We start from the raw sequence: 14909 nt of genomic DNA on the forward strand, positions 1-14909 counted from the left end.
AGTGACGCCATGTGCACCCCGCCGCGAGGCGGATAACGGGGGCACATAGCAATGGGCCTTGGAATTACCCCCTTCTTCCGCCTGATGCGCGCGGGCTTCGTGTTCCTGCGCGAAGGGCTGCCGGGACTGCTGGCGCCGCCGGAGCTGCCGCCGAACCAGCAGTTCCTGTTGAAAATCCTGAAGCTGTTCGAGCGGCGCGGCGTTGCCGCCGACAAGGGCCAGCGGCTGTCGGAAGCCTTCGCGCGGCTCGGGCCCTCCTACATCAAGCTCGGCCAGTTTCTCGCAACCCGCGCCGACGTGGTCGGCAAGGATGTGGCGCGCACCCTGTCGCGGCTGCAGGACAGCCTGCCGGCGTTTCCCAATGACGAGGCGAAGGGCGTCGTGCGCGATGCCTTCGGCAAGCCGGTCGCCGAGCTGTTCACGAGTTTCGGTCCGGCGATTGCGGCCGCCTCCATCGCGCAGGTGCACAAGGCGACGATCATTGACGAGAACGGCGAGGAACGCGCCTTCGCGGTGAAGGTGCTACGTCCCGGCGTACGCCGCCGCTTCGCGCAGGATCTCGAAAGCTACTATCTCGCCGCGCGTCTCATCGAGCGGTTCCACGAACCATCGCGCCGGCTGCGCCCGGTCGCCGTCGTCGATACGCTGGCGCGCTCGGTGGCGCTCGAAATGGATCTCAGGCTCGAGGCCGCCGCGCTGTCGGAAATGGCCGAGAACACCGCGAACGATCCGGGTTTCCGCGTTCCCGGCGTCGATTGGACGCGGATCGGGCGCAACGTGCTGACGCTCGAATGGATCGACGGCATCAAGCTGAACGATTTCGAGGCGCTGGAAAAAGCCGGCTTCGATCTGCCGAAGCTCGGCGCCAATGTCATCCAGTCGTTCCTGCGCCACGCCATGCGCGACGGCTTCTTCCATGCCGACATGCATCCGGGCAACCTGTTCGTCGAGGAAGACGGCACGCTGGTCGCGGTCGATCTCGGCATCATGGGCCGACTGAAGCCCGACGAGCGGCGGTTCCTGGCGGAAATCCTGTTCGGCTTCATCCGCCGCGACTACCGGCGCGTGTCGGAGGTGCATTTCGAGGCCGGCTACGTGCCGCCGCATCAAGATATCGACACTTTCGCGCAGTCGCTTCGCGCCATCGGCGAGCCGATCCACGGCCACACGGCCTCGGAAATCTCCATGGCGCGGCTTTTGACGCAGCTGTTCGAGAACACCGAGCTGTTCGACATGGAAACGCGGCCGGAGCTGATCCTGCTGCAGAAGACCATGGTCGTGGTCGAGGGCGTCGGGCGCACGCTCGATCCCGAACTCGACATGTGGCACACCTCCGAGCCGGTGGTGCGCGAGTGGATCGAAGGCCATCTCGGCCCAGCCGCCATGCTGCGCGACACCGCCGGCGGCGTCGGCGCGGTCGGGCGGATCGTGCGCGACCTGCCGATGCTGGCGGAACGGGCGGAGCGGATCTCCGCCGATCTCGCCCGCATGGGCCGCGACGGGTTCCGCTTCGACGCGGCAACTGCGGAAGCGATCGGCAAGGCGGAAGCCCGCCACACGCGTTCGGGCCGCATTGCGCTGTGGATTATCGCAATCTCCATGGCCGCGATGGCGTTCGCCATGTATTGAGGGGCCGTGGCTCCCGTCACAGGAAAAATCGAGAACGATTGGGGGATTTGAGGGCATGACCGACACCAACGCGAAAATTCTTCCCGCACTCGACCGCGCGGCGCTGAAAGCGATCATCAAGGCGCGCTCGTTCTCGCAAGGCACCAATGTGACGCTCGCCTCGGGCCGGGCCAGCACCTTCTATTTCGACATGAAGCCGACCATGCTCGACCCGAACGGCGCAGTCCAGGTCGCGCTCGCCATGGCCGACATCATCGCGCCGCTCGACGCCGACTATGTCGGCGGGCTCGCCATGGGCGCGGTGCCGATCGTGTCGTCGATCGCCCCGGTCAGCGCCATTGCCGGCGCGCCGATCGAGGTGTTCTTCGTGCGCAAGGAAGCCAAGGGCCACGGCGCCCAGCGCCAGATCGAGGGCCTTGCCGCCGGCGAGACGCTCGAAGGCAAGAAGGTCGTCATCGTCGAGGACGTGACGACGACGGGCGGCTCGGCGCTGCAGGCCGTCGAGGTGGTGCGCGCGGCCGGCGGAACGGTCGCCGACATCGTCACCATCGTCGACCGCGAGGAAGGTGCCGAGGCCAACCTGACTCCTGAAGGCATCACCCTGCACGCGGTCTTCAAGGCGAGCGAATTCAAGGACTGACCCTCCCCTCGGAAACTTAAGCGATACCCCTGCCGCCAGACCCTCTGCCGCAGGCTCGTCGCTTGACGACGCGGGGGCGAAGCGGCCACCATCGGCTCCAAGCCATGGAGGTCTGCCGTGACCGTCTCGCCGCTCTCTCCCCAACCCCTTCCCCCTGAACGCCTGCGCCGGCGCTGCGATCCCGCGTCGCTCGGGTTCGCGACCACTGCCGATGTCGAGCGCATCGACGGGTTGGTCGGGCAGGACCGCGCGCTCGATGCGCTGACCTTCGGCCTCGGGCTGACCGCCAAGGGCTACAACATCTTCGTGCTCGGCGAGCCGGGGTCGGGCCGGCACAACGCGGTTCGCCAATTCCTCGAACAGGCGGCGGAGAAGGAACAGGCGCCCGACGACTGGGTCTACGTCCACAATTTCCGCGAACCGCACAAACCGCGCGCGCTGAAGCTGCCGGCCGGGCGCGGGCCGGAGCTGGCGGAAGCCATGCGGGCGCTGGTCGACGGGCTGAAATCCGGCATGCCGGCTGTGTTCGAGAGCGAGGACTACCAGAACCGGCGCAAGGCCATCGACGTCCAGTTCAAGGAATCGCATGACGCGGCCTTCCAGGCGATTGCGCAGAAGGCGGAGAAGGAAGGGCTCGGCCTGTTACGCACCGAAACCGGCTTCGGCATCGTGCCGATGAAGAACGGCAATCCGATCGAGCCGCAGGTGTTCGACAAGCTGCCGCTCGAGGAACGCCAGGACTATCAGCGGCGCATCAAGGCGCTCGGCGAGGAACTGGCCGAGGCGGTCGAGAATGTGCCGCGGCTCGACAAGGAGCGGCGCGAGAAGATCCGCGACCTCAATCGCCAGCTCGCCGAGATCGCGGTGAAGCGGGCGATGAACGACCTCATCGCGGCGTTCGGCGATCTGGAAAGCGCCAAGGCCTATATCGAGGCGGTGCGTGAGGATCTGATCGACAATGCCGGGCTGTTCGTGCAGTCGGCGGAGGAAAGCGATCTCGACGGGACCGACGAAAACGGCCTGCCGGTGCTGATCGACCCCGCCGTCAACCGCTACAAGGTCAATGTCATCGTCAGCCACGATCCGAAAATCGGCGGCGATCCGGTGATCTACGAGGATTTCCCCGATCTCGGCCACCTGATCGGGCGCATCGAGCACGTGCCGCATATGGGCGCGATGCTGACCGACTTCACGCTGATCAAGGCGGGCTCGCTGCACCGGGCAAACGGCGGCATCCTGATGGTCGACGCCGAACGGCTGCTCGGCGAACCCTTCGTGTGGCAGACGCTGAAGCGCTGCCTGCGCTCTGAAGCGATCGCCATCGAATCGCCGCTGCAGACCGCCTATACGGTGACGGCGGTAACGCTCGAACCCGACCCGATCCCGCTCGAGGTCAAGGTCGTCGTCTTCGGCGAGCGGCGGACCTATTACCTGCTCGCCGAGCTCGATCCGGACTTCTCCGAGCTGTTCAAGGTCGCCGCCGATTTCGAGGACAGGTTCAGCTGGGAAGACGGCCCGCCGGAAACCTACGGGCGGCTGATCGCCTCGATTGCCCATGATGAAGAGCTGCTGCCGCTTACCGCGGAAGCCGTCGCCGCCGTGATCGAGCGCGCGGCGCGCATGGTAGCCGATCAGGAACGGCTGTCGCTGCGGATCGGGCCGATTGCAGATCTGTTGCGCGAGGCGGATTACTGGGCGCGGCAGGCGGGCGACGACACGATCAAAGACGATCATGTGCGCCGCGCGATTGCCGAACAGATCCGCCGTCTCGACCGGGTGCGCGAACGGCTGCACGAGGAGATCCTGCGCGACACAATCAGGGTCGCGACCGAGGGCGCGGAGACCGGCCAGGTCAACGGCCTGTCGGTCATCGGCATCGGCAATTTCTCGTTCGGCCAGCCGTCGCGGATTTCGGCGCGGGTGCGCATGGGCGCCGGCAAGGTGATCGACATCGAGCGCGAGGTGGAGCTCGGCGGGCCGCTGCATTCGAAGGGCGTGCTGATCCTGTCCGGGTTCCTCGCGGCGCGCTACGCGCCGGACGTGCCGATGTCGCTCGCCGCGACGCTGGTGTTCGAGCAGTCCTATGGCGGCGTCGAGGGCGATTCGGCGTCGGCCGCCGAGCTGTTCAGCCTGTTGTCGGCGCTCGCCGACGCGCCGCTGCGTCAGGACATCGCCGTCACCGGATCGATCGACCAGAACGGCCGCATTCAGGCGATCGGCGGGGTCAACGAAAAGATCGAGGGCTTCTTCGACATCTGTTCGGCACGCGGGCTGACCGGCAGCCAGGGCGTGATGATTCCGGCGGCGAACGCCAAACATCTGATGCTGCGCGAGGATGTGGTCGAGGCCTGCCGCGCGGGCAAATTCGCGGTCTACCCCATCGCCACCGCGGATCAAGGCATCGCGCTCCTGACCGGGCTTAATGCCGGCGAACGCGGTGACGACGGGGCGTTTCCCGCCGACAGCGTCAACGGCCGGGTCGAAGCCCGCCTTCTCGCCTTCGCCGAAGCCCGCCGCGCCTATGCCAAGGGCGGTTCGGACGACAAGCCGGTTGCCTGATCCGGTTTCGTTACGCGCCGCAGGGTCAGGTTGATGCGCCCACCGTCGGGGAAGATGTCGGGATAGCGCTTGCTGCACGCCACATCCCTACAAGGCATAATTGTTTGCATGCTCGCTCACGTCTCAGGCATTGTTATTCTCACCCTTGATATCCTTGCATCCGTCAAGCGCTGGACGACTTCGATATGTATCACATACCAAATCCAATTGATCCCTCCGATAATACTTGGAACGCCGTCAATGATATTCTAGATAGAATTACGACGGTAACAAGTGAAGATGAATTGATCGTAATAAGATCGCGATACACTGAAAATTACAACAATCTATTGTTTGAGCTTGATTCAAAAAATCTAGGCAAATCTGATATTTTTTTGACCCACTTACGAAATAAAATCAAAAATATATTTTCAAATATAAGTCATAACAATAGTCGCAACACCGTTATATCCGCCTACCTTGAGAAAAATGATGATGTAGCTACATTACTGAAACACGATTGCAGCGAACTCCTTGGCGCGCTTATTCATCTCTTTTTTGGCTATCAAATCGAAATAGATATAGATAAATTTACATCGCCTGTTCTGAAGGGTTTTATCAAGAGAGAGATACATGTTTCTTTGAAGCGTCGGATAGATAGTATATCAAAAAATGAATCTGAAAGACTCGCAATTTACAATCAGAAACTTGAAGAACTTTTCAATAAAGGCACGATTAAACTTACCGAAAATGAAGCCTTACTTAAAGAAATAATGTCTTCTACAAATAATGAGCAAAATAAACTCGAAGAGCGAGTCGCCAAGACGGAGGCTCTTGTCAGTCAATTCCCCAGTAGAATTGATGTTCTTTTTGAAAAGAATGAAACTTACCTTAAAGAAACGCTTGGCGAAATCGATCAGTTTAAAGAGGAAAGCAAATCTTCGATCGATAACTACAGAAATGAAATCAAAGAATCCATCAATCTTGAAAAGACACGCACTCTTTGGAGAGACCGCGCGCATTGGGCTCGTGCTGGATTCTGGGTGTTCGGCTTTCTTGCTGTCGCAATTCTCACATCGATTGTTGGCATTCTAGCGCTCTATCCAAGCAGCATACTCAGTTACATAAGCCAGTTCAGTGCCGCTCTCAATGTGGGGGCAACGCCGGTCTCTTCAGCAGGAGAAAACAGCGTGACCTCATTCCTGCTGGAAGCGGGACGGCTCGCTTTCGTTTCGGTTCCGCTGATCGCGATATTCTGGCTTGTTCGTGTCCTTTTCCGTCTTTGCCTGCGGTCATTGGCCATGATGGATGATGCTGAGCATCGCCGGGTGATGCTCGATACGTACCTGTTCCTCACGAGCGAGGGGAAGGTTACCGAGGAAGAGCGGCCTTTCGTCCTTCAGGCCTTGTTCCGACCGGTCCCAGGGACGGATGGCCAAGACATTGCACCACCCAGCATTACGGACGTGATCCAAGCAACAAAGGGAAAGCCGAGCTAGGCAAGAGGGACTTGTTTCCGAGACACCCCCTCAGCGCACCTTGGCCACCCGCCGCAGGGTCAGATTAATCCGGCCGCCGTCGGGGAAGAGGTCGGCATGGCGCGCCAGCAGCGTCGAGGTGCCGGGATAGAGTCGGTCGATGCCGTGATAGGCGTGGCGCATCTCGCCCGACAGCATCAGCACGTCGCCGCTCGCCAGCCGGAACGAGCGGGTCTTGCCCTTGCGTTCCCGCCCGCCGATGCGAAACAGCGCCGTGTCGCCCAGCGAGACCGAGAGGATCGGCGCGTCGAGCGCGTCCTCGTCCTCGTCACGGTGCAGGCTCATGCGCGCGTCGGGGCGGTAGTAGTTGACGAGGCAGGCCTCCGGCGGGGCGGCATAGCCGGTCAGGTCTTCCCACAAGGCAAGAAGCGCGGCCGGGATCGGCGGCCAGAGATTGCCGGTGTCGGGGTGCTGTTTCTGATAACGATAGCCGTTGATGTCGGCGACCCAGCCGAGCGGGCCGCAATTGGTCATGACGACGGAAAAGGGCTTGGCGGTGCGCGGCATGCGGGGGATGAAGAACGGCGCGGTGCGAACGGCGTCAGCAATCGCCTCGAGCAGCGCCTCTTGTGCACACCGGTCGAGCCGGCCCGGCCAGATGACGAGACCGTCGCCGCCGTCGAGCCTTGTGTCCGTCATCGCTCCGATTTCCTTCTGCGACCGACAATTGCCGGATTTTGCATACGTCTCGCGGCATCCCTGCCTTGCGGGCCGCGATTTGCCTCCTTATATAGCCCTCGAACCCAAGCCGGATACGCTGTCCGGCAAAGATCTCATGGTGAACGGGGACCGGCAGGCGGCATCGCTGCTTGCTCTGATCGGATGCCTTCAGGGGTCCGAGCGGTCTGCTGATAAGGAGAAGAGTAATGGGCAAGGTCATCGGTATCGACCTCGGCACGACCAATTCCTGCGTCGCCGTCATGGACGGCAAGGACGCTAAAGTTATCGAAAACGCGGAAGGCGCGCGCACGACGCCTTCCATGGTGGCCTTCACCGAAGACGGCGAGCGCCTCGTCGGTCAGCCGGCCAAGCGCCAGGCGGTCACCAACCCGGAAAACACCCTTTTTGCGATCAAGCGCCTGATCGGCCGGCGGTTCGACGATCCGCTGACCAAGAAGGACATGGGCCTCGTCCCGTACCAGATCGTCAAGGCCGACAATGGCGACGCCTGGGTCCAGGCGCATAGCGAGAAATACTCGCCGTCGCAGGTCTCGGCCTTCATCCTGCAGAAGATGAAGGAAACGGCGGAAGCCTTCGTCGGCGAGACCGTCACGCAGGCGGTCATCACCGTTCCGGCCTACTTCAACGACGCCCAGCGCCAGGCGACCAAGGACGCCGGCAAGATCGCGGGCCTTGAAGTGCTGCGCATCATCAACGAGCCGACGGCGGCCGCGCTCGCCTACGGTCTCGACAAGAAGGACGGCAAGACGATTGCGGTCTACGACCTCGGCGGCGGTACCTTCGATATCTCCGTGCTGGAAATCGGCGACGGCGTGTTCGAGGTGAAGTCGACCAACGGCGACACCTTCCTCGGTGGTGAAGACTTCGACATGGTTCTCGTCGACTACCTCGCCAGCGAATTCAAGAAGGAGCAGGGCATAGACCTGCGTGGCGACAAGCTCGCCCTGCAGCGCCTGAAGGAAGCCGCCGAAAAAGCCAAGATCGAGCTGTCCTCGGCGACCCAGACGGAAATCAACCTGCCGTTCATCACCGCCGACCAGTCGGGTCCGAAGCACCTGACCATGAAGCTGACGCGCTCGAAGTTCGAAGCGCTGGTCGACGAGCTGGTGCAGCGCACGGTGCAGCCGTGCCGCAACGCACTGAAGGATGCCGGCCTGTCGGCGGGCGAGATCGACGAAGTCGTCCTTGTCGGCGGCATGACCCGCATGCCGAAGGTGCAGGAGACCGTGAAGCAGTTCTTCGGCAAGGAGCCGCACAAGGGCGTCAACCCGGATGAGGTGGTCGCCATCGGTGCCGCCATCCAGGCCGGCGTTCTGCAGGGCGACGTCAAGGACGTTCTGCTGCTCGACGTGACCCCTCTGTCGCTCGGCATCGAGACGCTCGGCGGCGTGTTCACCCGCCTGATCGACCGCAACACGACCATCCCGACCAAGAAGAGCCAGGTGTTCTCGACGGCCGAAGACGGTCAGACGGCGGTGACCATCCGCGTGTTCCAGGGCGAGCGCGAAATGGCGGCGGACAACAAGATCCTCGGCCAGTTCGATCTGGTCGGCATCCCGCCGGCACCGCGCGGCGTGCCGCAGGTCGAGGTGACCTTCGACATCGACGCCAACGGCATCGTCAACGTGTCGGCGAAGGACAAGGGCACCGGCAAGGAACAGCAGATCCGCATCCAGGCCTCGGGCGGCCTTTCGGACGACGACATCGAGAAGATGGTCCGCGACGCCGAAAGCCACGCCGACGAGGACAAGAAGCGGCGCGCCGTGGTCGAGGCCAAGAACCAGGCCGAAGGCCTCGTTCACTCGACCGAAAAGATGCTCGGCGAGCATGGTGACAAGGTCTCGGAAGCCGACAAGTCGGCCATCGAGACGGCGATTGCCGATCTCAAGACCGCGCTCGAGGGCGATGACGCCGACGCCATCAACGCCAAGGTCCAGACGCTGGCCGAAGCTTCCATGAAGCTCGGCGAGGCGGTCTACCAGGCCAGTGCCGCGGAAGGCGGCGAGGCCGGTGAAGACGAGGCCGGCGCCGAGGGCGACGACGTTGTCGATGCCGATTTCGAAGAAGTCAGCGACGACGACGCCAAGAAGTCGTAACGTGCGCTTCTAGAAACACGCGACGCCCCCGATCGTCCGGCCCTGAGTGGCCGCGGTCGGGGGCATCGTTGTCTGCGGCGTGGGGCACGCGGCAGCGCAAGCGAACAGACGGGAGACATGCCGATGGCGGGCCGGCGCGAGGCACGGGAACGTTCCGAGAAATTGTGGACGAGTCTTCGCGGTGCCGTCGCCGATCTGCCCATGCCGGTAGAAACCGTCACCTTCCTGTGTGCCGTCCGCGACTGGTATTTCGACAACGGCGCCGATCTGAAGGCGAAGGTGATCGAGATCGAGGGCGAGTCGGACAGCGTTTACACGCCGTTGTCGCTCAGCTGGCTGTGCGCGCTCGACTACGCGACCCTGCCGCTCGAAGCCAACGGCATGACGGCGCGCGACTATCACGGCGCAATCGTGAGCCGCATCGCGCCGCGCAACGAAACCGAGATCCTGCGCTTCGTGCACGAGATGCTGCGCGAGCTGACGATTGCCCGCAGCAACGCCTATTTCGACAGATTTCATGAAGACGTGGTGCTGTTCAGCCACTTCGACAGCGGCAAGCTGGTCCTGTATCGCGAATCCACCGGTGACACCTATCACGCCAACGGCCTGCCCTGGCGCGGTGACGTAAGCCGGCTGGTCCCGCTCGATCGCGAGGCCCTTGCCGAAACGCTGTCGACTCTGAGCTGCGACGACGCCACGCGCTCCACCTGATGACGGACACCATGGCCAAGCGTGATTATTACGAGATCCTGGAAGTCGAACGCACGGTTACGGACAAGGACCTGAAGAGTTCCTTCCGCAAGCTGGCGATGCGCTACCATCCCGACCGCAATCCGGACAACCCGGAGGCCGAGGACAAGTTCAAGGAAATCAACGAGGCCTACGAGGCGCTGAAGGATCCGGAAAAGCGGGCGGCCTATGACCGCTTCGGCCATGCAGCCTTCGAGGGCCCGGGTGGTGGTGGCGCCGGTTTCGGCAATGATTTCACCTCGACCATGTCGGACATCTTCGACGAGTTCTTCGGCATGGGTGGGCGACGCGGCCGCTCGAGCCGCGAGCGCGGCGCGGACCTGCGCTACAATATGGAAGTCACGCTCGAGGAGGCGTTCGCCGGCAAGACCGTCGAAATCAGCGTGCCGACCTCGATTACCTGCGATTCCTGCAACGGCTCCGGCGCCAAGCCCGGCACCACGCCGTCGCAATGCCCGACCTGCGGCGGCGCCGGCCGGGTGCGCGCCAGCCAGGGCTTCTTCACGCTCGAGCGCACCTGCCCCAATTGTCAGGGCCGTGGCGAGGTGATCACCGATCCGTGCGGCTCATGCGGCGGCTCGGGGCGGACCACGCAGGAGCGCACCCTGTCGGTCAACATTCCGGCCGGTATCGAGGACGGCACCCGCATCCGCCTTGCCGGTGAGGGCGAGGCCGGCGTGCGCGGCGGCCCGTCGGGCGATCTCTATATCTTCCTGTCGATCAAGCCGCATTCGCTGTTCCAGCGCGACGGCGCCGATCTGTTCTGCCGGGTGCCGATTTCACTCGTCACGGCCGCGCTTGGCGGTCAGATCGAGGTGCCGGTGATCGACGGCTCCAAAACCATGGTCAAGGTGCCGGACGGCACGCAGACGGGCAAACAATTCCGTCTCAAGGCCAAGGGAATGCCACTATTGCGGTCTACCCAGCGCGGCGACCTGTACATTCAGGTGGTGACGGAGACGCCGCGCAATCTGACCAAACGCCAGCGCGAGCTGCTTGAGGAGTTCGACCGCGAATGCTCGAACGAGACGCATCCCGACTCGTCCGGTTTCTTCGCCAAGTTCAAGGACTTACTCGAACGGTTCGGCAACTAGGCGATGCGCGCGGCCGAGCGATCAGATGAATTTCGGGCGGCATGGTTCAGACCTGCCGCCTGCAAAAAGAATTCTTGATAAAGTGATTTCGGATCAACGATAGCGGAGACCTTCATGCATCGGCACGTGCATCGCCACGCCAAGGCGTTTTCCCGCAAGATTTCCAGCAAGATGCTCGACGAGATGCGGTTCTTCCGCTCGTGGATGGGCAATCCGCTGAAGACCGGTGCGGTCAGCCCGTCCGGTCCGGCGCTGACGAAACGCATGGCGGCTCTGGTCGAGCCGGAGCGCGAGGGTCCGATCGTCGAACTCGGCCCCGGTACCGGCGTGGTTACCAAGGCGATCCTCGACCGCGGCATCGACCCCGGCCGGCTGATCCTGATCGAATACAATCGCGACTTCTGCACGTTGCTGAAGCGCCGCTTTCCCGGCGTCACCGTTTTGCAGGGCGACGCCTATGCCCTCGTTTCGACGCTCGGCGACCTCGACCAGCCGATCGCCAGCATCGTCTCCAGTCTGCCGCTGTTCACCCGGCCGCTGCCGCAGCGCCAGAGCTTCATCCGCGATGCGATGAGCCGGCTGGAACCGGGCGCGCCGCTGATCCAGTTTTCCTACGCGCTGGTGCCGCCGGTGACGGCGGTGCATTGCGGCTGTCAGCTCGACAAGACCGACTGGATCATCTCCAACCTGCCGCCGGCGCGGGTCTGGACCTATCGCCGGCCGGAAAAGAATCACTGATTCCACAAGTTCCCTGCCGGCGGATCACTCCGCCGGCTGCCAGTCCTCGCGGGCGGATCACTCCGCCGGCTGCCAGCCCTCGCGGGCGAGGCGAAACAGCGGCAGCGTTTCGCCATAGGCCTCGATGGTTCCCGCGCAGCACGCCGATCTTTTCCAATACACGCTGCGACCCCGCATTGTCGGGATGGGTGACGGCGATGATCTCGTCGAGACCGCACGTCGCAAACCCGTGATCGCGCACGGCAGCAGCCGCCTCGGTGGCGATCCCCCTGCCCCAGACCTCGCTGCGCAGCCGGTAGCCGATCTCGATGCCCGGGCCTTCGCCGGCGAGCGGGATCAGCAGCACCCAGCCGAGGAAGGTCCCGGGCGCCGCTTTCTCCGCGATCTTCCAGAAGCCGAGGCCGTCGGCATAGGGGCCGGCGATGAACGAGCGCGTGCGCTCGCGATAGGCGTCCCAGTCGGTGATCGGGCCGAAATAGCGGCGAACCTGCGGATCGGCATCCATTGTCGCGCACAGCTCGATGTCGTCGAGGGTCAGCGGCTCGAGGATCAGCCGTGTCGTGGTCATCGTCGGGAGCATGGTGCCCGCTTTCGTCTCTTGCGTCTTTTCGGTTACAGTCGCCGGCAGCATGCCTCCCGGCAAGCCTCTCTAAAAGGGAAACGTGACACCATGATCACGCCCAGGATCCTCGTCCTGTCCGGTTCGACGCGCGGCGGGTCGTATAATTCGCGGCTGGCCGCGCTTGCGGTGAAGGAGCTGGCGCTGATCGACGCCGTGCCGACACGGATTTCGCTCGCCGACTATCCGCTGCCCCTGTTCGACGCGGATCTCGAAACCGATGCAGGCATCCCCGCCCACGCCCGCAGGCTGGTCGGTCTCCTGCAAGCCCATGACGGGGTCTTCATCGCAGCGCCCGAATACAATGCGGGCATCGCCCCGGTGCTGAAAAACGCCATCGACTGGATGAGCCGGGTTCATCCCGACAGCGAGGAAGGCCTGCCGGCGACGACCGCGTTTCACGGCCGGGCCTTCGCACTTGCCTCCGCGTCGAGCGAATCGCATGGCGGGCTACGCGGACTGATGGCGCTGCGCCAGGTGCTGGAACTCGGGCTCGGCGCCTCGGTGCTGCCGGATCAGGTGACCGTCGCCGACGCCGGGCACGCCTTCACCGAACGCGACGATCTTGCCGACAGGGCGCTTGCCGTCCGGTTTCGCGGACTGATCGGCCGTCTTGCCGGCGGCGGGTTGCACTGACCTCATCGGGTCTGCGGCGTTGCATCGCCCGCACAAGGTCTTACATAGGGAGGCGATCAAGGCGCCAGCGACCGATCCGGCGCCGAAGAGGAGTTCGTCATGGCGTTTGCCATTTTCCTTGCCGTCAGCCTCGGCGCCGCGTTTCTCGCGCACGCGCTCGCCCGGCGCGCGGGCCGCAACGCGGTCGTGTGGACCTGGGCAACAGCGCTGTTCCCGCCGAGCGTTCTTCTCCTCATCATCCTCACGTCCCAGCAGCGCATCAAAGAGGCCCGGCCATGACCGCATCGAACGAAACCGGACCCGCCGTGTGGCACGGCACGACCATCGTCACCGTGCGCAAGGGCGGCAAAGTCGTCGTTGCCGGCGACGGTCAGGTGACGCTCGGCCAGACCGTCATCAAGCATTCGGCGCGCAAGGTGCGACCGCTCGCCAAGGGCTCGGTAATCGCCGGCTTTGCCGGCGCGACGGCGGACGCCTTCACGCTGTTCGAACGGCTCGAAACCAAGCTCGAACAATATCCCGGCCAGCTCATGCGCGCGGCGGTGGAACTCGCCAAGGACTGGCGGACCGACCGCTATCTGCGTCGGCTCGAGGCGATGATGATCGTCGCCGACCCCTCGATCAGTCTGGTGCTGACCGGCACCGGCGATGTGCTCGAGCCCGAAGGCGGGGTGATGGGCATCGGCTCGGGCGGCACCTATGCGCTCGCCGCCGCCCGCGCTCTGATGGACACCGAACAGGACGCCGAGGCGATTGCCCGCAAGGCAATGGCGATTGCCGCCGAAATCTGCGTCTACACCAACAGCTCCGTCGTGGTGGAAAGTCTCGATGCCTCTGATTGACGATCTCAACGCCGCCGCCGATGAAGGCATCATCAGCGCCGAGCAGGTTGTCCGGCTCGGCGACTTCCTCGCCGCGCGCGGGTTGGAAAGCGGTTCCGCGGGGATCATGGCGGGCGAAGCCTTCGAACCCGACCCGGAAGCGCCGCGCTTCGTGCGCGGCTTCCACGACATCCTGATCACCATCGGCGTCGTGCTCGGGCTCGGCGGCCTTACCGCGCTGCTCGGCGCCACGCTCGGCGACTGGCTGATCACCATGGTGCTGACCGCGGTCGCCGCCTGGGGCCTGTCGGAGCATCTGGTGCGCCGCCTCCGGCTGGCGCTGCCCGCCGTCGCGCTGTCCATCGCCTTCGTGGTGACCAGCGGCATGGCGGTCGCTGCCGCCCTGTCGGCAACGGTCAAACACATCGCCTTCAGCGATTCCGAGCAGGTCTACGTATTTCTTGCCGGGGCGATAGCCGCCGCGTTGTTCTTCTTCCGCTTCCGTGTGCCGTTCTCGCTCGGACTTTTGTTCGCGGCGGCCGGCGGGGTCATCGTCGCGGGGTATCTGGAAATCACCGGCAAACCCTTTCTCGACCGCGGCGGCGAGTTCCTGTTGCTCGGCCTTTCGCTGATCGTGTTCGCCGTGGCGTTGCGGCTCGACTTCTCAGATCCGATGCGACAGACCCGACGGTCCGATTACGCCTTCTGGCTGCACCTTCTCGCCGCGCCGCTTCTGCTCGGCTCGGTGATGACGTTCCTGGTCGGCATCAGCTCGGTCTTCGAGCTCTCGGGCACGCTCAATTTCTTCGATGCCGTGATCGTTGTCGCGACCATGACGGCGCTTGCCATCCTCGCAATCCTGATCGACCGGCGCGCCTTCCTGGTCGCAGGGCTCGGCTATCTCGGCGCCGCCATCTTCTCGATCGCGGCAAATACGCCGCTGGCCGACAGCGTGACCGGCGCCGTTACCGTCATGGCGCTCGGCGCCATCATTCTCGTCCTCGCGCTCGGCTGGCAGCGGGTGCGCGCCACGCTGCTCGCCATCGTGCCGGACAGCCTGCGCGCGAAGCTGCCGCCCGTCCACCGGCCCGCCGTCGCCCGCCTTGCCGCATGACCCGTCAGGAATAGT

The 14909-nt window shown here is 63.8% G+C and carries 15 protein-coding genes; 12 read left to right on the forward strand and 3 right to left on the reverse strand.

Annotation, left to right across the window (positions count from 1 at the left end; genetic code table 11):
- Positions 1–51: 51 nt before the first annotated feature.
- From ubiB to C0606_07345, 3 genes are all read left to right on the forward strand, one after another.
- Complete coding sequence (gene ubiB / locus C0606_07335) at positions 52–1629, forward strand: 2-polyprenylphenol 6-hydroxylase (GenBank protein ID PLX38047.1); 1578 nt, start codon at positions 52–54, stop codon at positions 1627–1629.
- Positions 1630–1684: 55 nt separating this feature from the next.
- Positions 1685–2269: an orotate phosphoribosyltransferase gene (locus tag C0606_07340; protein ID PLX38048.1), complete on the forward strand. Its 585-nt coding sequence runs from the start codon at positions 1685–1687 to the stop codon at positions 2267–2269.
- A 117-nt stretch (positions 2270–2386) separates the two neighbouring features.
- A complete protein-coding gene (locus C0606_07345; GenBank protein PLX38049.1) occupies positions 2387–4828 on the forward strand; it encodes a hypothetical protein in 2442 nt (813 codons plus the stop codon).
- 737 nt (positions 4829–5565) lie between these two features.
- Here the strand turns inward: C0606_07345 and C0606_07350 are convergent.
- Positions 5566–5829 carry a hypothetical protein gene (locus C0606_07350; GenBank protein PLX38050.1) on the reverse strand — a complete coding sequence of 88 codons (264 nt, stop codon included), beginning with the start codon at positions 5827–5829 and terminating at the stop codon, positions 5566–5568.
- Positions 5830–5997: 168 nt separating this feature from the next.
- On the opposite strand from C0606_07350, the gene C0606_07355 reads away from it, so the two are divergent.
- Positions 5998–6306: a hypothetical protein gene (locus C0606_07355; GenBank protein ID PLX38051.1), complete on the forward strand. Its 309-nt coding sequence runs from the start codon at positions 5998–6000 to the stop codon at positions 6304–6306.
- Between the two features lie 30 nt (positions 6307–6336).
- On the opposite strand, the gene C0606_07360 is transcribed toward C0606_07355, so the two are convergent.
- Entirely contained in the window at positions 6337–6984 is a 648-nt protein-coding gene (locus C0606_07360) for an alkylated DNA repair dioxygenase (protein ID PLX38052.1), read from the reverse strand.
- Positions 6985–7211: 227 nt separating this feature from the next.
- Between C0606_07360 and C0606_07365 the strand changes: the two genes are divergently transcribed.
- From C0606_07365 to C0606_07380, 4 genes are all read left to right on the forward strand, one after another.
- Positions 7212–9122 (forward strand): molecular chaperone DnaK, encoded by a 1911-nt coding sequence (locus tag C0606_07365; GenBank protein PLX38053.1) that lies wholly within the window; start codon positions 7212–7214, stop codon positions 9120–9122.
- 117 nt (positions 9123–9239) lie between these two features.
- Positions 9240–9833: a hypothetical protein gene (locus C0606_07370; GenBank protein ID PLX38054.1), complete on the forward strand. Its 594-nt coding sequence runs from the start codon at positions 9240–9242 to the stop codon at positions 9831–9833.
- A gap of 11 nt (positions 9834–9844) precedes the next feature.
- On the forward strand, positions 9845–10966 hold the full coding sequence (gene dnaJ / locus C0606_07375; GenBank protein ID PLX38734.1) for a molecular chaperone DnaJ: 1122 nt from the start codon (positions 9845–9847) through the stop codon (positions 10964–10966).
- Positions 10967–11137: 171 nt separating this feature from the next.
- The gene (locus C0606_07380; protein ID PLX38735.1) at positions 11138–11704 is read left to right on the forward strand and encodes a phospholipid methyltransferase; all 567 of its coding nucleotides are present in this window, start codon (positions 11138–11140) and stop codon (positions 11702–11704) included.
- Here the strand turns inward: C0606_07380 and C0606_07385 are convergent.
- Positions 11643–12335 carry a hypothetical protein gene (locus C0606_07385; protein ID PLX38055.1) on the reverse strand — a complete coding sequence of 231 codons (693 nt, stop codon included), beginning with the start codon at positions 12333–12335 and terminating at the stop codon, positions 11643–11645. The genes C0606_07380 and C0606_07385 overlap by 62 nt on opposite strands.
- Positions 12336–12374: 39 nt before the next feature.
- On the opposite strand from C0606_07385, the gene C0606_07390 reads away from it, so the two are divergent.
- From C0606_07390 to C0606_07405, 4 genes are all read left to right on the forward strand, one after another.
- Positions 12375–12959, forward strand: a complete 585-nt coding sequence (locus C0606_07390; GenBank protein PLX38056.1) for an NADPH-dependent FMN reductase — start codon at positions 12375–12377, stop codon at positions 12957–12959.
- 99 nt (positions 12960–13058) lie between these two features.
- On the forward strand, positions 13059–13238 hold the full coding sequence (locus C0606_07395) for a hypothetical protein (GenBank protein ID PLX38057.1): 180 nt from the start codon (positions 13059–13061) through the stop codon (positions 13236–13238).
- The gene (locus C0606_07400; GenBank protein PLX38058.1) at positions 13235–13801 is read left to right on the forward strand and encodes an HslU--HslV peptidase proteolytic subunit; all 567 of its coding nucleotides are present in this window, start codon (positions 13235–13237) and stop codon (positions 13799–13801) included. The genes C0606_07395 and C0606_07400 overlap by 4 nt, the downstream gene beginning before the upstream one ends.
- A gap of 106 nt (positions 13802–13907) precedes the next feature.
- Entirely contained in the window at positions 13908–14894 is a 987-nt protein-coding gene (locus C0606_07405) for a hypothetical protein (GenBank protein ID PLX38059.1), read from the forward strand.
- Positions 14895–14909 lie beyond the last annotated feature (15 nt).

It is taken from the genome of Hyphomicrobiales bacterium (genome assembly GCA_002869065.1).
Classification (GTDB): domain Bacteria; phylum Pseudomonadota; class Alphaproteobacteria; order Rhizobiales; family Rhodobiaceae; genus Rhodobium.